This is a genomic window from Bradyrhizobium sp. Tv2a-2 (genome assembly GCF_000472425.1).
In the GTDB taxonomy this organism is placed as follows: Bacteria; Pseudomonadota; Alphaproteobacteria; order Rhizobiales; family Xanthobacteraceae; genus Bradyrhizobium.
On sequence record NZ_AXAI01000014.1, the window covers coordinates 125,450 to 144,178 of the forward strand.

The following is an 18,729-nucleotide window of genomic DNA, read 5'->3' on the forward strand; positions in this document are numbered from 1 at the left end:
TGGGTAGATCGGAGCAATGCCCATCAAACAGTACCGCAAGCAGGATGGGTTTCGCTGCGTTCTACCCATCCTGCGACGCTTACGACCTCTTCAAGTTCGCCAAAATCCGGTCGGCCTCGGTACGCCAATCGGCGCTGCGCGCGAACTCCTTCGTTCCGCGCTCGCCGAACAGCCCGCCATCCGCGAGATCGGCGACCCACGCTTGCCGCTCGGCCGTGCCCTGCGCCGACCATGGCGTGAGGCCCGCCTCGCGCACGGTCTCGGCCACCTCGCGGACCTCCTCAGCCCGGCGCCTGCCGTGCTCGATCACGCGCTGGAAGAAATAGGCGCCCTGCTTCTCCCAATTGATGCCAGGAAATGTCTCGGCCAGTGACGCAAGCACCGCATCCTCTACACCATAGGCGCGCGCCGTGGTGAAGCATTCGATCACCATCGCTTCCATGCCCTTGATCATGATGCTGCGGCACATCTTCACGGCGGAGGCAACGCCGAGCCTATCACTTGCGACCTTGGCATCGAAACCGAGTGTAACCAACAGCGGCGCCAGCTCCCGCGCACCGCCGCCGCCAAGCAGAAGCGGCACCTTGATGCGGTAAGGCGGCACCGAAGTCATGACCGCGCCTTCGACATAACGGCCGCTGGCGCCGTCGATCAGCTCCGCCGCGCGCTGCTTCGCGCCTGGCGAGGCCGAGTTGAAATCAAGGAACCAGGAACCCTGCCTGATTGCGGGCGCGCAGGCCTCTGCAACCGGCACGGCCTGGCTCGCGGTGACCGCGGAGATGATGAAGTCAACACTCCCCGCGAGTTCGGCGTGCGAACTGGCCAGCGCGACGCCAAACTTGGCGGCATGCTCACGCAACGCGGTCTGCTGCTCGCCGCCGAGCTTGATATCGTAGGCGGCGACCTTGACATCCTGCTTGCGCAAATCCTCGGCAAGGATACGACCGACCTCGCCATAGCCGACGAGGCCGATTTGCCATCTCTTTGGGTCGGGATATATCGCCATCAGTTCAAACCATGTGTTGTCGGATCGAACAGCTCGTCCACCGAGAAGCGTCGGGGGATCAGCGACTGCTGGGCCGCATAATCCGTGATGAGATCCAGCGATCTCCTGTTGGCCTCGACGCCGAACGGAATGGGATCCGGTGACGCCGCCGGCCCCGCCGCGGCCTTGCTTCTTTTCAGAAGCTCATAGAGCTCGCGCACGATGTCAGGCCGTTCGCGCGCGAGCTTTGCGGTCACCACCACGAGATGATTGACCGGGATGGCACCGTGTCTCGCAAACCAGCGCGATGCTTCGATAGCCGGATCAGGAAACAGCGGCTTGAGCGGGGCTTCGCTTGCGGTCTCGCCCAGCACCGCGTCAAGCTCGGCATCCAGAAGCATCGGGACGATCTTCCTGCCAGCGGGTGCACGCTCGGTGGTGTCGCGGTATTCGGCGACATGCGGATCCTCGAACGTCACCCAGTGAACTCTGTCGAGATTGACGCCGTAATCATTGGCGAGGATGCCGCGGATCCAGGCACCTGTGGTCGTGGTGAAGGAGCGGATGCCGACGCGCTTGCCTTCGAGGTCACCGGGCCCGAGGACCTCGCGCTCGCCATTGTAGATCGCATAGGCGAGCTGATGGCGGCCCAGCATCGCCGCCGGCAATAGCACGAGCGGCTTGTGGTAGGCCTTGGCCATCAGGAAGGTGACGATCGCCATCTCGCAGACGTCGAAGGCCTGCTCGCGCACCATCGGCTTGAATGCGGTGTTGGTCGGCGTGTACTCGATGAATTCGAGCTCGAAGAGGTTTGAGCGAACCTCGCCGCGCTTCAGCGGCATCACATGCGGGTGGTTGCCGAGGACAATGCGTAAGCGCGGAACATCCATGTCAGCCAACTCCAGGTCGCAACGCGTGACGTCTCAAGCCTGCTCGGGATGATCGACATAGACAAGGCCTGCTTTGGCAAGGGCCTCACGCATCTCGTACATGTCGAGCCCGAGTTCGCCTGAAGCCAGCCGCTTTCGCTTGCCCTCTTCGTCCTGCGTCCGCATCTTTGCCTTTTGCGCGACGGCGCGATTGAGGGTCCTGACGACGACCGGTTTCATTGCAGGATCTCCTCGACGGTCGGAAACAGCCGCTGATAGGCCTCGCCATAGGTCATGGGAACGCCAGTGTTGCGGCTGCCCTGGATGCCGCGGTTGAGCGCGACGCGTTCGTAATAGCCCCAGAGATGCTTTTGCGCTGCCAGGATCTGGAACGCCTCGTATTTCTGGTTCCAGACTTCGTCGATCTTGAGGATCAGGTTGGGCTTGAAGTTGCACATTTCCGGCTGGTGCGGCTCGAACAGGAACACCGGCGGTGCCGAGTATTTATATTTGGCGTCCGGCTTGTGCCCCATCGCCTGCGCCACCACGCGGGTCTGCTGGGCGAAATGCGCGGCGTCCGGATGATCGAAATTATAGGGGTCCTCCAGCGCATGAGTCAGCACGAAGCTCGGATTGAGCTCGCGATAGATGTCGACCATGCGATCGAAATGCGCCTCATTGAGCTTGAGCGGATAGTCGCCGCAATCGAAGAACTCGATTTCGGCGCCCAATAGCTTGGCGGCTCGCTCGGCCTCGTCCTTGCGGCCGGCCTTGACGGATTCCAGCGTCGCACCGGCCTCCTTCCAGGCAAACTGGCTTTCGCCGCGCTCGCCATAGGACAGGCAGACGATCTTCACGCGATAGCCCTTCTTGGCATGGAGCGCGATGGCGCCACCCGCGCGCCAGACGAAGTCGCCGGGATGAGCCGTAATGACAAGACCGGTTTTCATGATTTCAATAACTCCGTTTGGTCAGATCTCTCAGCGTGGCCAGCTCTCACGGCGTGGCCAGCCGCGCATCGCCGTCAAGCACGCGCTTGAGGCGGTTTTCGTCAACCGCGTTCTCCCATTTGGCGACGACGATGGTCGCGACCGCATTGCCGACGAGATTGGTCGGCGTCAGCGCCTGCGACATCAGGCGATGGATTCCGAGCACCAGCGCCACGCTCGCGACCGGTATCGTTCCCGTCGCCGCAAGCGTCGCCGCCAGCACGACAAAGGCCGCTCCGGCGATGCCGGCAGCCCCCTTCGAGGTGACAAGCAGGATAATGAGAAGCGCAATCTGCTGCCCCAGATCGAGCGGCGTGTTGGTCGCCTGGGCCAGGAAGACGCTCGTCGTGGCGAGATAGAGGCAGGTGCCGTCGAGATTGAAGGAATAGCCGGTCGGGATCACGAGCCCGACCACACTCTCCTCACAGCCAAGGTTTTCGAGCTTGGAGATCATCCGCGGCAGCACCGTCTCCGACGAGGTCGTTGCGATGCAGATCAGGAGCTCGGCCCGGATGTAGCGGATCAGCTTCAACAAGCTGAAGCCGCAGAGCCGGGCCACCGGGCCGAGCGCAACAATGATGAAGACCACGCAAGTGAGGTAGAAGCAGACCAGGAGCTTGCCGAGCGAGGCCAGCGAGCCGACGCCGAATTTGCCGACGGTGAAGGCAATCGCACCGAACGCGCCGATCGGCGCGGCCCACATCACGATGCCGACAACGGCAAAGATCATCTTTGCCGCGATGTCGATGATATCGACCAGCGGCTTGGCACGCTCACCGAGCTGCACCAGGGCGAAGCCGCAGACGACGGCGATGAAAAGCACCTGCAGGATATTGCCTTCGGCGAAGGCGCCGACGAACGTGCCCGGGATGATATTCATCAAAAACGGCACGAAGCCGACAGCGGCGGTCTGCTTGACATAGGGCTCGATCGCAGCGGCATTGATGCTGGCCGGATCGATGTTCATCCCGGCGCCGGGCTTCAGGACATTGACCGCGATCAATCCAATGATCAGCGCAATCGTGGTCATGATCTCGAAATAGACGATCGCCTTCAACGCGACGCGGCCGACCCGGGCCATGTCGGCCATATGCGCGATGCCGTGCACGACGGTACAGAAGATGATTGGCGCGATCAGCATCCGGATCACCTTGATGAAGGCATCGCCCAGCGGCTGCATCTGGGCGCCAAGGCCGGGGCTGACAGCGCCGAGCAGGACGCCGGCCGCCATCGCGATCAGCACCTGCACCCAGAGCTCCTTCCACCAGGATCCGGTCCGCTGCTTCTCGATGATCAGAGTTGTCATCTCAGCCCCAATTTTTGCTTGCCGGATCAGTCAAACTCGAACAGCCGCGCGGGGTTGCTCACCAGGATCTTCCACTGCAGCTCCGTTTCCGGCGCGAACAGCGGCACCAGATCGACCAGGTCGCCGTCATTCGGCATCACCTTCACATTGGGATGCGGCCAATCCGTGCCCCAGATCACCCGATCCGGCGCCGTCTCGACGATTTTCCGCGCAAAAGGCACGGCATCAGTGAACGGAGGTCCCGCGGAAGACACCCGCTCGCAGCCGCAGACCTTGACCCAGCATTTTTCGTCGCGATGCATCAGCTCGATCAGGGTGCGGAAGGGAAGCTGGTCGAGCCCATCGGCAGCCTTGACGCGGCCCATATGATCGATGGTGTAGCGCACCGGCAGGCGCGCCAGCATGTCGGCATATTCGGGAAGATCGATGGCATCGAAGTGCAGATCGACATGCCAGCCGAGCGGCGCGATCATCGCAATCACCCGCTCGAATACGCCGATATCGGGAACGCCGCCGAGATGGCGGACGAAGTTGAAGCGACAGCCGCGAAAGCCGCCGTCATGCAGCTCGCGCAATCCGCGCTCGGTGATGGTGTCGTCGATATTGGCGACCGCCCGGTAGGCGCCGTTGCTCTCCGCGATTGCGTCCAGCGCAACGCGGTTGTCGGTGCCGTGGACGCTGGCATTGACGATGACAGCGCGGCCGACGCCGAGCCTGGCATGCAGCGCCCGGAAATCCTCCAGCCCCGCGTCAGGCGGCGTATAGGGCCGGTCCGCCGCATAAGGATATTTCGAGCCTGGCCCGAAGATGTGGCAATGCGCGTCACAGGCGAGCGGCGGCAGCTTGAATTTCGGGATCCTGGTGTGGGGATCGGGTCCCGGAATGGTCGGCGTGTACATGATCAGCCTTGGGTGAACTTGAACAGACGAGCAGGATTTTCGACGAGGAGCTTCTGTTGGGTGGCGGGATCCGGCGCATAGGCTGCAGAACAGAGCAGCGGTGACTTTGTTCTTATGACTTGCTGTGTGACGCGGCCCGGCGGCGCGTCCGTACTGGCTGGTCGAGCGGCGGCGCCTGCATCGAGGCGACGGTCGCGCGCACCAGCTCCTCGATGGCATGGCCAGCGTCCGCACCATCGGCCTCGCCGCGCGACAGGCGCGAGACACGCTCCGGCGTCACCAGCGAGTAATACAGCGCGCCGAGCAGAAAATGGCTGCGCCAGACGATCTCGGTGCGCGGAATATGCGGCAGGCTTTCGTTGATCGCATCGATGAAGGCGTGGCTGGTGTCGTCGAAGGTCTGCGCAATGATGCGCCGCGCGACCTCGTTGCCTTCGGCCGACATCACGGCGCGCAGCCGCGTGAAGCGCGCGCCGCCGCCTGCGAGGTCGCTGCCGGAGGAGAAAGCGGGCAAGACATAGGCGCGCACGATCGCCTCGAGCCGGTCCTGCAGGTCGCGCACGCGCTTCGCAGCAGAGAGGAGCTCGGAGCGGCGCAGGTTCATCGGCCCGCAATGCCGGCGGTAGATCTCCAGCAGCAGCCCGTCCTTGGTCTTGAAGTGATAGGTGACGCTGCCGGGATTGGCGCCGGCTGCCAGCGCGATGTCGCGCACCGAGACCGCGTTGAATCCGTTGGTCGAGAACAGCTCCTCCGCAGCGCACAGGATCGCCTCGCGCATATTGGGCTTGCGCGCCGCAGTCGGCTTGCTCTGGAGCTTTCGGACCATGCCATTTGTACTAATGTACAAAAGAACAGGTCTGGTCAACAATAAACATGGGCGCTAGTACTGCACCCGAAACAACGCTGCCGCGCGGGGTTTGACCCGAGGCGGCGAGATGCGAAAACAACCGGGGAGTACGCCAGGCATGCCGGCTTCGATCAAACGACTATTGTGTCTTGCATCCCTTGCGCTTGCCATGACGAGCCCAGCCGGGGCTGAAAGCTTTCCTACCAAGCCGGTCCATATTCTGGTGCCCTACGCGGCAGGCGGTGCCGTCGATGTGTTGGCGCGCACGCTCGGCCAATCGCTCGCAAAGATCTGGGGCCAGCAGCCCGTCATCGACAACCGCCCCGGCGCCGGCGGCATTGTCGCCTCGCAGGCGCTGACGCAATCAGCTCCCGACGGATACACGCTGATCCTGGTCGCGAGCGGTCATCCGCTCAACCAGTTCATCTATCCGAGCCTGCCCTACGACACCTTCAAGGATTTTACCGCCATCAGCGAGGTCGCCTCCTCGCCGCTCGCAATCATGGCGGCCAAGCAAGGTCCGTTCAAGACTCTGCAGGACGTGCTGGCGGCCTCGCGCAAGCAGCCGGATTCGCTGTCCTACGGCATGTCGGGCAACGGCACCTCGGCGCATCTGGCCGGCGAGCTCCTGAAATACATGGCGGACGTCAAGATCGTCGCCATTCCCTACAAGGGCGGTGCGCCGGCGATCACCGCCGTGATCGCGGGCGAGATTCCGCTCAGCTTCAATCCGCTCGCGGAGGTGGTCGGCCAGCTCGACGGCGGCGCGGTGCGTGCGCTTGCCGTGACATCGGCGGAGCGTTCCAAGGCACTTCCAGATGTTCCGACGGTGGCGGAGTCGGGCGTGCCCGGCTACGACGTCTCGGTGTGGTGGGGCTTCCTCGGGCCTGCCAAAATGCCGCCTGAACTCGCAGCGAAGATACAAACCGACCTGAAGGCAGCGCTGCAGGATCCTGTCGTCGAGAAGACGCTGGTGCAGATCGGCGCAACACCGGCGGGCAGCACGCCAGCCGAGTTTGATGCGTTCATGCACGCGGAGGTGAAAAAATGGGAGCCGGTGTTGAAGGCAGCCAACATTCGCGCGCAGTGAGACTGGCTGGCAGTGCACTGGTCGCTTGCGCGCTTCTCAACGCGACTGCTTTGCACGCCGGCGACGAAGCACAGCTTCTCGCACCGACCGGCCATTTGCGCGTAGGTGTTTATGTCGGCAGCCCGACCTCGATGGTGACTGATCCCGTCAGCCATGAAACCCATGGCGTGACCTATGAGCTGGGCAAGGAATTCGCCGACCGGCTGCACGTCCCGGTCGACTACGTTCCCTTCCTGCGGATTGCAGAGGTCGTCGGCGCAATTAAAGATGGCAAGGTCGATTTCACCGTTACCAACGCGACGCCGGTGCGCGCGAAAGACGTTGACTTCAGCCAGACGCTGCTAGCCGTCGAACTCGGCTATCTTGTGCCGGCCAATTCACCAATTACGAGCGCCAAAGCGCTGGAGCGTCCGGGCATCCGCATCGGCGTGACCAAGGGTGGCACCTCAGAGCGGGTACTGTCTGAAACGTTAGGGAATGCCACCATCATCTCCAAGGAAAGTGTCGCACGTGGCATCGAGGCGATCCGCAAGGGCGAGCTCGATGTCTATGCCACCAACAAGGCGATCCTGTTCCAGATGGCGGAACAGCTGCCGGGCGCGCGCGTGCTGGACGGCAATTGGGGACAGGAGCACATGGCCATCGCCGTTCCCAAGGGACGCGACAGCGCAAAGCCGTTTCTCGATGCCTTTGTCCGGGATGTCCAGTCGAACGGACGGCTCGAGCAGGTCGAGGCGCAAGCGGGGCTGAAGGGCGCGGTCAAGCCGAAGGATTGACCGCGCGCCACGTCAGGAGTGCTTGGCCTCAACCGGCGGCGTGCCGTGGGTGTGGAAGGACTCAATCGTCTTCAAGCCCCAGGCCTGGCCCTTCTTGCGTTCGGCCTCGGTCCAGACGATCGGCTTCCAGTCCGGCGCCAGCACCAGCCGCGCGCCGGCATTCGCAACCTCGACGCGGTTGCCACCGGGCTCATAGACATAGAGGAAGAAGGTCTGCTGCACAGCATGCTTGTGCGGGCCCGTCTCGATATAGACGCCGTTCTCCAGGAAGATATCCGCAGCGCGCAGGATTTCCTCGCGGCTGTCGAGCGCATAGGTCACGTGGTGAAAGCGGCCCTTGGTGCCGGTGTGATCGCGCGTATAGGCGAAGTCATAGCTCTTGTTGGTGAAGGTCAGCCACATGCCGGCCTCGGTGCCGTCGTCGAGCACGATCTGCTCGGTGGTGCGCGCACCGAGATATTTTTCGAAGAACAGCCGGTTTGCCTTGATATCGGCCGCGAGCCCGTTGAAATGGTCAAGCCGGCGCACATTGACGCCGCGTGCGGGAAAGCGCTGCGCCTGGTTCTTCAGTGACGGCGTTTGCTCGGGCGACGGCTTGAACCACTCCGTCTCGTAATAGAGTTCGAGCAGATGGCCGTCAGGATCGCGGAACTGGTAGGCCGGCCCGTGCCCGATGTCGCCGTCTATCCAGCCCACCTCGAAGCCGGAGCCTTTCAACGCGGCAACCCGCCGCTCCAGCGCCTGCGGGCTGCGGGCACGGAACGCCGCATGCCCGAGGCCCGAGGTCTTCGATCCCGTCAGCTTCAGCGAGTAGCGCTCATAATCGTCCCAGCCCCGCAGATAGACGGAATCGCCCTTGGTGCCGCTTACGGTCATGCCGAGCACATCGACAAAGAAGGACAGGCTCTTGTCCGGCACCGGCGAGAAGATTTCGAGATGGGCAAGATGGGCCACATCCATGATCGGTTCGTTTTGCATCGTGTCGACCTGCTGTTTCATTTCAATTTATGAAAACGGACGCAGCGCAGAGCGGCTCATGCGCCGCGTGCCAAATGCTTCCCGGCGATGTAGCCGAATGTCAGCGCCGGTCCAAGCGTAATTCCCGGGCCCGGATAGTTTCCGTTCATGATCGAGGTCATGTCGTTGCCGCAAGCGCAGAGCCCAGCGATGACAGAGCCGTCATCGTGCAGTACAATGACGTCATAGGCTTCCGAGCGAGGACGTGTAGCCGCAGGCATCTTCCGCTAGTCCCGACAGCCGAACTCCGCCGACAGCCGCCGTGCCGCAGCCTGCACGGCCCGCGCGCGACCTTGCAGGGCCTGGATATTGAGGCGCCAGATCGGTCCGGAAATGCCGACTGCCCCCATGATCTGGCCGGTGAAATCCTTCACGGGCACGGCGATGCAACGCACCTCGGGATTGAACTCGCCGTCATCGAAAGCAATTCCACTTTGCCGGACGTCCTCGATGTTCTTCCGAAGGGCGGCGGCATCGGTGATGGAGTTCTGCGTCACCGGCGCAAGCTCCACGCGCTTTAAAAAGCCGTCGAGCAGCTCCGGTTTCAGCGCCGCGAGGATGACCTTGCCCAGCGCCGTGCAATGCGCGGGGCGAACGACGCCGACCCGCTCCGTCAACTGGAACGCGCCGGTGCCGGCCGTGCGCGCAATCACCACGACGGAATCGCCCATGGGCACGGCAAAATGGCCGCTCTCGCCGGTCTCGCGCGACAGGTCTTCCAGCACAGGCGTAGCGAGACTGACCATCTCGATCTCGTCGAGCGCGTTCGCGGCAAGCGCGAACAGCGGCCGGCCGATCCGATAGCGCTTGTCGTCCTTGATCTGGCGGATGTAACCGAGCGAAACCATGGTCTTGACCAGGTGAAAGGTCGTGCTGTTGTGCAAGCCAACCTTCCGACTCAGTTCGGCGAGATTGATGCCGTCGCGGCTGCGCGCGACTTCTTCCAGAATGCTGAAGGCACGCGCGAGCGACTGCACGCCGCCGGCGCGCTTGTCGTCCGGCGCCTCGATTGCGGCCGGTGGCTGCGGCGCCGCCGCGGCCTCGCCGTTGCTTGCGCTCTCGGCCACACCCTTGCCGCGGCTCTTGGCTCCGCTCTGTGTCCTCACATTCATCGGTTCTGCTCGCTTTCCGTTTTCGTCAGACCGGTCCCTCGTCATCCGTCACCGGCGAAGTGACGACCAGAAAAACCAGATCGACCAGGCCCGAATTGGCGATCGAGTGCTCGACACCCGGTGGCAGGAAGATGACATCGTGCTTGCGCACCACTTGGCGGGTGTTGCCGATCTCCATCAATCCCTCGCCTTTGAGCACATGATAGACCTGCTCCTGGACCGCATGCTTGTGCTTTGCGACATGGGCCATCGGCTGATACATCGAAATCCGGTAATCGATATGCTTTGAGCCTGCCGTCTCCGGCATCACCAGCGGTTTTGACAGCGCGCCGCCAAAATGATTGGGAAACTCCCGCCACGGCACTTCGGCGATGTTGCGGATGATTGCGCCGCCTTGTTCAGAAGCCATCGAGCGTCTCCTTTAATCGCCTACATCAGGACACTAGCGCGCCGCCATCGAGATAGACCACCGATCCCGTGGCAAATCCGATGGTCATGAAGGCCAGGATCTGGCGTGCGATATCCTCGCCGACCCCGACCCGTCCCACCGGGAGCGAGGCCGCAGTTTTCGCCAGCATCTCCTGCCGCGTGGCTTCCGGCATCGCCGCGCGGATCGGGGTATCGATCACGCCGGGCGACACCGCGTTGACGCGCACCGGCGCGAGTTCGAGCGCCAGGCTTCGCGCCAGCGATTCGATCGCACCGTTCGCCGCCCCCACGATCGCGGAGGCCGGCCGCGGCCTGATGCTGAGAAAGCCCGAGACCAGTGTCAGGGAGCCGCCCTTGCGGATCTCTGCCGAACGCGCTACGCGCCAGGCACCCCAGAACTTGCCTTCCATGGTGGCGCGCACATCCTCCATGGGCACCGTCTTGAACGGTCCTGAGCGCAACTGGGCGGCCGTGACGACGACGTGATCGACGACGCCGACCGACTTGAACAGCGCCGCCACGCTGTCGTCGCTGGTGACGTCGGCGACCATGGCCGTGGCACCGATCTTTTCGGCAGCAGGCGTGAGCCGATCCTTGTTGCGCGAGGCGATCACGACCTCGGCACCTTCTTTTTTCGCAAGCTCCGCCGTCGCAAGCCCAATGCCGGACGAACCGCCGACCACAACCACTTTTTGTCCTGCAAGCAACATCGCGTTCCCTCTGCTCACCTCAAGCTTTGTTTCCTTGATATCCGGCCATTTACGTCGGCTGAAACTGCACACCAATGCCCGGCCTGCTGCGGCCGAGCCCCGGCAGTTCCCAAACGCCGGCACCGGCGGGATTGATGTCCGCGGCAATATCGACATCGATCAGATAGGGTTTGTTGGCGGCAATGCCTTTGCGGATCGCCTCGCCGATATCGCCGGCGCGATCGACGCGCACGCCCTCGACGCCACAGGAGCGCGCCATCGCCGCGAAATCCGGATTGTAGCGCTGGCCGGTCATGGGATCGTGGAAGTCGGTCGCAAGCTCACGGCCCTCGAGATAACCCCGCTGCAAGCCGCGGATCGAGGCATAGGCGTAATTGTTCCAGACCACCCAGACCACAGGCAGATTGTATTCGACTGCGGTGCCGAGCACGTTGGCGTGCATGAAGAAGGCGCCGTCGCCGCAGACGGAGACGCAGGGACGGTCGGGGGCTGCGAATTTTGCACCCATCACGCCAGCGACACCGAAGCCCATCGGGCCAAAGCCCATCGAGCCGATCAGCGAATCCGGACGCTTGGGCTTGCAGAAGCCGAGCAGCCAGTTGTGATGCACACCGATGTCGCTGACCAGGATCGCGTCTTCCGGCAGCGCCTTGTCGATCTCATGCGCCGCACGCTGCGGATTGACCGGCGTGGTGTCGTCGGAAAAGCCGGGCGCGACGAACTTGTCCCATTCCTTGCGATAGACATCGATCTGCGCCAGCCACTCTTTGCGCGCGTCTTCCTTCTTCCTGAGGTCGCTGCGGCGATCTAGCTCGTCGTTGATCTGGCGCAGGAAGGTGCGGACATCGGCCATCAGGCCGAGCGCGACCGGATAGTTGCGCCCGATCTCCTCGGGATCGATGTCGACATGAATGAGCCGCGTCGGCGGAATGGTAAAGGAGTAGCCGGGAATCCATGAGCTCGATGTCCGGTCGTCGAAGCGGACACCGAGTGCCATCAGCACGTCGGCCTGGCGCGTGGCGTGATTGGCCTGGTAGTGCCCAGCGCGCGCGACAAGCCCAAGCGCCAGCGGGTGGTTGACGTCGAGCGCGCCCAATCCGCTTGCGGAAGCCGCCACCGGAATCTGCAAGCGCTCGGCGAGACGCTTCAACTCCTCGCTCGCGCCGCCGTAACGCACGCCTTGGCCAACCAGCATCACCGGCCGCTCGGCGCTCAACAACATATCGACGGCTTTCACGACGCCTTCGGGATCGGCGCCGCAGCGGCTGGAAATGTTGGCGTTCCAGCTCTGCGCGTTGGGCGCCTCCTCCGCCGCCGACTCCATGAATACGTCGAACGGAACGTCGAGCACCACCGGTCCCGGCCGCCCGGTCACCATGGTCTTCCAAGCCTGCCGCACGGCAAGCGGCACCATCTCGCCGCGCGTCGGCTGGAACACCTTCTTGCACATGGTGCGCACGGTGGAGGGGAAGTCGGCCTGATAATGCCGGTACATCTCCTGGAACGCGCCGCGATTGAACTGGCTGGTCGGCACGTTGCCGGTCACCGCCATGAACGGGACGGAGTCGAGGAAGGCGTTGGCGAGCGAGATCGGCAGGTTTGCGGAGCCAGGGCCACAGGATGTGAAGCTCGCGGTCGGCTTGCCGGAGACGCGGTAATACACGTCGGCCATGAAGCCGGCGACGCTCTCATGATGCACCGAGATGGTCTTGATTTCGGAGGAGCGCTCATAGAGCGCGTCGATGAACTGGATGTTGCCGTGGCCGCACAGGCCGAACACCTGCGGTACCTTCTCCTGAATCAGGTAATCGACAATGACCTGGGCACCGTTGAGTGCATTGCGCGACGGCATGAGCTCGCTTCCTCCTGGACTTTCGGCTCGGATCGTCCACGACCGACTTCGTGTCCGCCCAAGGCGAGGCACGGTATTTATCATATTGTTGCACGTCAATTAATATTGTCGCATCACCTAGGCGAGGCCGACCGAGACCATAGCGGCCTGGTGTTTCGCTCGAGACCGCCAAGTGCGCGGCGATGGAGCATGATTTTCCTTCTCTGTAGGGCTCAGCGCGACCATATCGAACCGCGCCGCACCAATACTCTGGTCTTTCGACCAGTTGACATCGTCAGCCTGCTCCGGGAATATCTGTTCAACAATAAAAGAATACATTTCATAATGTCGCAAATATTGGGAGGGAAATCACCATGCTGCGGGTCTCGAGACGGCGGCTTCTCACGACCGGCGCGGCGCTGGCAGGCGTCTCTGCGCTCGGCTTTCCGGCCATCAGCTATGGCCAGAGCGACAAGATCAAGATCGGTCATCTCACGCCGCTCACCGGCTTTCTCGGCGCAATCGGCAGCTACGCGCAGCTTGGCGTGAAGCTGGCCGCGGAAGAACTCAACCAGAGCGGCGGCATTCTGGGCAGGCAAATCGACCTGATCTCGGAAGACTCGGTCAACCCGGCGACGGCCTCGACCAAGGCGCAGCGCATGATCGAGCAGGATGGTGCCGTCGTGCTGCTCGGCGAAATTTCCTCGGCGTCGTCGCTGACGATCATGCAGGTCGCCCAACGCAACAAGAAGGTATTTTTCTCGACCGGCGCCCGCTCGGATGCGCTGCGCGGCAAGGACTGCAACCGCTATGCCTTCCACTGCGACATTCCGAACACCGTGATGGTCAACGCCGTCGGCACCGCGCTCAAGGAGAAGGGCATGGTGAAGGGCAAGAAGTTCTTCACGCTGACCGCGGATTACATTTTCGGTCATGACCTGCTCAAGGCGGCAAAACTCTTCTTCGCCGCCAATGACGCCAACCTGATCGGCGATGAATTGATCGCAACCGACGTCACCGATTTCAGCCCCTACCTGCTGAAAGTCCGCCAGGCCAAGCCCGACGTGGTCTGCTGCAACCTCGCCGGCAACCAGGTGACCAACCTGGTCAAGCAATATGCGGAGTTCGGCTTCCCCTATCCTCTGGTCGGCTTCAACCTCAACACAGGCGACGCCTGGGCGGCTGGCGCGGGCAATCTCAGCGGCACCTGGCCGACCGTCTGGTATCACACTCTCGACAATCCCCAGTCGAAGGCCTTCGTCGCCGCCTTCACCAAGAAATATGGCAAGCCGCCGGAGAACCACGCCTGGATCGACTACGTCACGTTGAAACTTCTGGCGCAGGCGGTCAACGAGACCAAGTCGACGGACAGCGAAGCGCTGATCACCTATTTCGAGAAGCAGTCGCAGTTCGACATCATGAAGGCGCGCAAGGCCTATTTCCGCAGCTGGGACCATCAGCTGGTGCAGGAAGCCTATCCCTTCACGGTGAAGCCGAAGGAGGAGATGAAGGATCAGTGGGACATGCTGGTGCTGGGCGACGCGGTGCCGGCGGGCGGCGCGCCGCTGGAATCGATCTATCCGACCAAAGAGCAGAATCCCTGTGAAATGAAGACCTGACGGCCGCCTCGCGCAGTCAAGCGGTTGGCGTCAACGGCGCCGGCACTGATGAGCCGGCGCCGCTTTCGTCGAAGACAAGCGGAACACAGATGCAGTTCGAGTTCTTGCTGGAACAGGTGGTCAATGGCCTCGTGCTCGGAGGTTATTACCTGTTGATCGCGCTTGGGCTGTCGCTGATCTTCAGCGTCGGTGGCATCGTCAACCTCGCCCATGGCGCGTTCTACGCGCTCGGCGCCTACGCTTCCGTCGAACTCACCAAATATCTCGGCTTCGGCCCCGCGGTGGTGATCTCGCCGATTGCGGTCGCGTTGCTTGGCATTCTCTTTGAGCGCTTCATCCTGCGACGTTTCTACACGGCCGATCCCATTCTCGGCCTGCTCGTCACCTTTGGGCTCGCGATGGTGACGGAACAGGCGATCCGGATCATCTGGGGCGCTGCGCCCCTGTCGGCCTCGATCCCGCCGGCTTTTCGCGGCTCGGTCTTTCTCGGCGACTTCCTGTTCTCGCGCTACCGCCTCCTGATCCTTGCCGTGGTCGCGGCGGTGCTGCTCGGCGTATGGCTGCTCTTGCACAAGACCTCGTTTGGGCGGGTGGTGCGCGCCGGCATGCAGCGGCCCGACATGGTGGCTGCACTCGGCATCCGGTTGCAGCCCTACATGACCGCGATCGTGATGCTTGGCGTCGGCATGGCCGCGCTCGGCGGCGCTTTCTTCGCGCCGATCACTGTCGTGCATCCCGCGATGGGCGCCGAGATCATCACCGTTGCCTTTGTCGTCGTCGTGATCGGCGGTCTCGGCAGCTTCTGGGGCGTCGTGCTCGCAGCACTTCTGGTCGGCGTGGTGCGCGGCACCACCATCCACTTCGCGCCCGCAGCGGGCGAAGCCTCGATCTACATCCTGATGTTTGCGGTCTTGCTGGTGCGCCCGCGCGGGCTGCTCGGCGAGCGTATCGAGAAATTCGAATGACGATATCAATGCGAGCTCGGGTCCGGCCGCTGCTGCTGGCGGCGCTTGCGCTTGTGGCGTTGCCCTTTTTGCTGCGAGCGCTTGGGCTTTCGCTCAACACCGGTATCTGGGCGGTCGCGCTTGGGATTGCCACCATGGGTCTCAACCTCTGCATCGGCTATACCGGGCTCGTCTCTTTCGGCCATTCGACCTGGTTCGGCATCGGCGCCTATGCGGCCGGGCTGATCCAGCTGCTTTACTTTCCCGACCAGATCTGGTTGCCGCTCCTGCTTGCGATGCTCGTCACCGCCGCGTCGTCCTTCCTCATCGGCATCGTCATCCTCCGGCGGCGCGGCGTCTATTTCTCGCTGCTGACGCTCGCGCTCGCGGCGCTGACCTACACCACCGCATTCCGCTGGACTGCCGTCACCGGCGGCGAGGACGGGCTCGGCGGCTTGAAGCGCGGTGGCATCGCCGGCATCTCGCTCGACAACGCCCTTGCCTATTATGTCGTCGTCGCTGCGATCGCGCTTGGCGTGCTCTATGTCCTGTTGCGCCTGGTGCGCTCGCCGTTCGGCCATGTGCTGGTGGCGATCCGCGAGAACCAGCAGCGCGCCTCGTTCCAGGGTTACCCTGTCGAGCGCTACAAGCTCGCCGTGTTCGTGATCTCGGCGGTCGTCACCGGTCTCGCCGGCGCGCTGGTCGCTTTCCAGAATTACCTGGTCTCGGCGGAAGCCGTCTCGGTGCCGTTTGCCGGCGAATTGCTGGCGATGGTGGTGATCGGCGGCATGCGCAGCATGCTGGGTCCCGCGCTCGGCGCGATCTTCTTCATCCTGTTCCGCGAGCTGTTCTCGATCTGGACGTCGGACTGGCTGCTTTGGTTTGGGCTGACCTTTGTTGGCTTCGTGATGTACTCGCCCGACGGTCTCGTCGGCATCGCCGGGAAAGTGCTGCGCCGCTACCGGCCCGCGCCTGAGGAATCGGCCGCCATGAGCAAGCGCAGGATCTATGACGGCCTGCCACTGCCGGCGTTTCTTCGCCCGGAGGCACTCAAAGGCACCGTGCTGGAGGTCGCCGGCATCTCCAAACATTTTGGCGGCATTCGTGCCGTCAACGACGCAAGCATTGCCGTGAATGCCGGCGAGATCCATGCCCTGATCGGTCCGAACGGCGCAGGCAAGACCACGCTGTTCAATCTCGTCTCCGGCCTCTATCGGCCCGACCGGGGTACCGTGCGCCTGCAAGGCCGCGACATTCAGGGCATCGGGTCCGACCTGATCTGCCATCAGGGCCTCGCGCGCTCCTTCCAGATCACCAATCTGTTTCGCGGCCTCTCCATCTATGAGAACCTCCGGCTGTCGCTGCAGGCGCGCCGACCGATGCGCTTCAACATCTGGCGCGACATCGATCACTTTGCCGAAATCCATGCCGAGACCGCCGAGCTGATGAAGTTTCTCGGGCTCGAAGGCATCGAGCATATCGAGGCCAGCGAGCTCTCCTATGGCGGCCAGCGCCTGGTCGATCTCGGCATCGCGCTCGGCTCCAAGCCGCAAGTGCTGCTGCTGGACGAACCGCTCGCAGGCCTTGCCGCGGCCGAGCGCGAGCGCGTTTCCAACCTCGTCAGGAATATTGCCGCCAACATCCCCGTCCTGATCGTCGAGCACGATATCGACCGCGTGCTAGACTTCTCCAAGACCGTCACCGTGATGAACCAGGGCGAGGTGCTGATGAGCGCGTGCCCTGCTGCTGTGCGCGCGGATTTGCGGGTGCAGGAGATCTACACCGGCACCGGCATTCCCGCGGTCGAGCGCCAGCGCATCGACGGGGCCGCGACGACCGCACCAACCTTGCTGCGCTTTGAGCGTATCAACACCTTCTATGGCAAGAGCCACATTCTCAATGACGCCACACTCGAGGTCCGCGAGGGCGAGATCGTCGCCCTGCTCGGCCGCAACGGCGCCGGCAAGTCGACGCTGGTCAAGACCATTGCGGGCCTGGTGCCGGCCGCCTCGGGTCGTATCGAATTCGAGGGCGAGGACATCGCGCGCTGGCCCGCGACCGAGATCGCGCGGCGCGGCATAGGCTATGTGCCGCAGGGCCGCGGCCTGTTCGCCGGCATGACGGTGCGGGACAATCTCGCGCTCGGCCGGCTTGCCCGCAAGACCGACGGCTCGACCGGGGTCGTCTGGGACGAGGCGCGCATCCTGCAATATTTCCCGCAGCTCAAGGAGCGGTTGGATGTCGCTGCGGATTATCTCTCCGGCGGCGAGCAGCAGATGGTCGCGGTCGCCCGCGCCATGTCAGGCAACGTCAAGCTGCTTTTGCTCGACGAGCCCTTCGAAGGACTCGCCCCGGCGGTGACCCTCGAGCTGTTCAAGGTGTTCGACCAGCTCCGCCGGCACCTCTCCATCGTGATCGTCGAGCACAATCTCGATCTCGTGCTCGCGCTCGCCGACCGCGTCTTCGCGCTCGAACGCGGCGCGGTGTTCCACGAAGGCCCGGCCGAGCCGCTGCTGACCGACCTCACCTATCGCAAGCAAATCCTCTGGCTCTGACGGCATCATCGACGGCTGCGGCCTACCGCCGCGCGTCCCTCGCCTTTCCCGGCGGCCAGGCGCGCATGGCCACCTTTGCGATTTCCGAGAGCTTCTCGCGCGATGCGCCGTCACGCGCCTGCACTGCAAGGCCACGCGCAACGGCGCTGTAGTAAGCGGCCAGCATGCCGCAATCGGTATCGGCCGGCACGTCGCCGTCGGCGATGCCCTTTCGAATTCGCGCCGCCATCGCACTTTCCGAAAAAGCGCGATGCTCGCTCATCATGTCGCGGATGTTCCTCATGCCGGGCGAACAATGCGTACCGGCAAGCGAAATCATGCAGCCCGGGGGATGATCGCCGCGGGTGAATTCTTCCGCGGTCGCCTCCAACAGAAGCGCGAAGGCCGTCCTCGCATCCGTCGAAGGCTCGTTGAGAATGGCGAAGAACCATTGGCCGGCCCAATCCAGATAGGCTCGGGTGGCTTCGCAATAGAGCGCTTCCTTGCTGCCAAACGAATTGTAGAAGCTCGACGCGCTGATTCCCATTGCGCCTATCAGGTCGTCGAAGGACGTTCCCTCATAGCCACGCTCCCAGAACAGCTTCATCGCCTCGAACAGCGCCTTGCTGCGGTCAAAGACCGCTGGCCGTCCCCGGCCGCGCTTACTCCCTTGAATTATTTTTGGTGTCATCGCTCCAAAAATCCTTGAAAGGCGCCTCCCCAAGTCTATATCCGACCCAGCATATTGGAGTTCCCGCTCCAAATATCAACA

The 18,729-nt window shown here is 63.1% G+C and carries 17 protein-coding genes and 2 pseudogenes; 5 read left to right on the forward strand and 14 right to left on the reverse strand.

All coding sequences use genetic code 11. From position 1 onward, the window contains the following. Window positions 1-79: 79 nt before the first annotated feature. The 7 genes and pseudogenes from A3AI_RS0127240 to A3AI_RS0127270 all read right to left on the reverse strand — a co-directional run bounded on the left by A3AI_RS0127240 (window position 80) and on the right by A3AI_RS0127270 (window position 5,874). A complete protein-coding gene (locus tag A3AI_RS0127240; protein WP_198030230.1) occupies window positions 80-1,000 on the reverse strand; it encodes a DUF1932 domain-containing protein in 921 nt (306 codons plus the stop codon). A 5-nt stretch (window positions 1,001-1,005) separates the two neighbouring features. Next, window positions 1,006-1,875: a substrate-binding domain-containing protein gene (locus A3AI_RS0127245; protein ID WP_024518628.1), complete on the reverse strand. Its 870-nt coding sequence runs from the start codon at window positions 1,873-1,875 to the stop codon at window positions 1,006-1,008. Window positions 1,876-1,908: 33 nt separating this feature from the next. After that, window positions 1,909-2,058, reverse strand: a pseudogene (locus tag A3AI_RS0127250) (4-carboxy-4-hydroxy-2-oxoadipate aldolase/oxaloacetate decarboxylase); the annotation flags it as partial. A gap of 32 nt (window positions 2,059-2,090) precedes the next feature. Further along, a complete protein-coding gene (locus tag A3AI_RS0127255) occupies window positions 2,091-2,804 on the reverse strand; it encodes a PIG-L deacetylase family protein (protein ID WP_024518630.1) in 714 nt (237 codons plus the stop codon). A 46-nt stretch (window positions 2,805-2,850) separates the two neighbouring features. After that, the gene (gene dctA / locus A3AI_RS0127260; RefSeq protein ID WP_024518631.1) at window positions 2,851-4,149 is read right to left on the reverse strand and encodes a C4-dicarboxylate transporter DctA; all 1,299 of its coding nucleotides are present in this window, start codon (window positions 4,147-4,149) and stop codon (window positions 2,851-2,853) included. 26 nt (window positions 4,150-4,175) lie between these two features. Beyond that, window positions 4,176-5,048: an amidohydrolase family protein gene (locus tag A3AI_RS0127265; protein WP_036049692.1), complete on the reverse strand. Its 873-nt coding sequence runs from the start codon at window positions 5,046-5,048 to the stop codon at window positions 4,176-4,178. Window positions 5,049-5,160: 112 nt separating this feature from the next. Then, entirely contained in the window at window positions 5,161-5,874 is a 714-nt protein-coding gene (locus A3AI_RS0127270; RefSeq protein ID WP_024518633.1) for a TetR/AcrR family transcriptional regulator, read from the reverse strand. A gap of 190 nt (window positions 5,875-6,064) precedes the next feature. On the opposite strand from A3AI_RS0127270, the gene A3AI_RS0127275 reads away from it, so the two are divergent. Then, complete coding sequence (locus tag A3AI_RS0127275; RefSeq protein ID WP_051382512.1) at window positions 6,065-6,985, forward strand: tripartite tricarboxylate transporter substrate binding protein; 921 nt, start codon at window positions 6,065-6,067, stop codon at window positions 6,983-6,985. Then, a complete protein-coding gene (locus tag A3AI_RS0127280) occupies window positions 6,943-7,761 on the forward strand; it encodes a transporter substrate-binding domain-containing protein (protein ID WP_036049695.1) in 819 nt (272 codons plus the stop codon). Before A3AI_RS0127275 ends, A3AI_RS0127280 begins: the two co-directional genes overlap by 43 nt. 12 nt (window positions 7,762-7,773) lie before the next feature. On the opposite strand, the gene A3AI_RS0127285 is transcribed toward A3AI_RS0127280, so the two are convergent. The 6 genes and pseudogenes from A3AI_RS0127285 to A3AI_RS0127310 form a co-directional block, all read right to left on the reverse strand. After that, the gene (locus tag A3AI_RS0127285) at window positions 7,774-8,739 is read right to left on the reverse strand and encodes a catechol 2,3-dioxygenase (RefSeq protein WP_024518636.1); all 966 of its coding nucleotides are present in this window, start codon (window positions 8,737-8,739) and stop codon (window positions 7,774-7,776) included. Between the two features lie 56 nt (window positions 8,740-8,795). Further along, a pseudogene (locus tag A3AI_RS0127290) lies at window positions 8,796-8,954 on the reverse strand (FAD-binding protein); the annotation flags it as partial. Between the two features lie 51 nt (window positions 8,955-9,005). After that, window positions 9,006-9,890: an IclR family transcriptional regulator gene (locus tag A3AI_RS0127295; protein ID WP_024518638.1), complete on the reverse strand. Its 885-nt coding sequence runs from the start codon at window positions 9,888-9,890 to the stop codon at window positions 9,006-9,008. Between the two features lie 25 nt (window positions 9,891-9,915). After that, window positions 9,916-10,299 carry a cupin domain-containing protein gene (locus A3AI_RS0127300; protein ID WP_024518639.1) on the reverse strand — a complete coding sequence of 128 codons (384 nt, stop codon included), beginning with the start codon at window positions 10,297-10,299 and terminating at the stop codon, window positions 9,916-9,918. A 25-nt stretch (window positions 10,300-10,324) separates the two neighbouring features. After that, the gene (locus tag A3AI_RS0127305) at window positions 10,325-11,047 is read right to left on the reverse strand and encodes an SDR family oxidoreductase (protein WP_349509702.1); all 723 of its coding nucleotides are present in this window, start codon (window positions 11,045-11,047) and stop codon (window positions 10,325-10,327) included. Between the two features lie 31 nt (window positions 11,048-11,078). Continuing rightward, window positions 11,079-12,881, reverse strand: coding sequence for a thiamine pyrophosphate-binding protein (locus tag A3AI_RS0127310; RefSeq protein WP_024518641.1), 1,803 nt, complete (start codon window positions 12,879-12,881; stop codon window positions 11,079-11,081). 353 nt (window positions 12,882-13,234) lie between these two features. On the opposite strand from A3AI_RS0127310, the gene A3AI_RS0127320 reads away from it, so the two are divergent. The 3 genes from A3AI_RS0127320 (at window position 13,235) to A3AI_RS0127330 (ending at window position 17,978) form a co-directional block, all read left to right on the forward strand. Further along, entirely contained in the window at window positions 13,235-14,479 is a 1,245-nt protein-coding gene (locus A3AI_RS0127320) for an ABC transporter substrate-binding protein (RefSeq protein WP_024518643.1), read from the forward strand. A gap of 89 nt (window positions 14,480-14,568) precedes the next feature. Then, entirely contained in the window at window positions 14,569-15,444 is an 876-nt protein-coding gene (locus A3AI_RS0127325; protein ID WP_024518644.1) for a branched-chain amino acid ABC transporter permease, read from the forward strand. A gap of 8 nt (window positions 15,445-15,452) precedes the next feature. After that, window positions 15,453-17,978, forward strand: coding sequence for a branched-chain amino acid ABC transporter ATP-binding protein/permease (locus A3AI_RS0127330; protein ID WP_245286957.1), 2,526 nt, complete (start codon window positions 15,453-15,455; stop codon window positions 17,976-17,978). Between the two features lie 22 nt (window positions 17,979-18,000). On the opposite strand, the gene A3AI_RS0127335 is transcribed toward A3AI_RS0127330, so the two are convergent. Continuing rightward, window positions 18,001-18,648, reverse strand: a complete 648-nt coding sequence (locus tag A3AI_RS0127335) for a TetR/AcrR family transcriptional regulator (RefSeq protein ID WP_245286958.1) — start codon at window positions 18,646-18,648, stop codon at window positions 18,001-18,003. Between the last annotated feature and the right edge of the window lie 81 nt (window positions 18,649-18,729).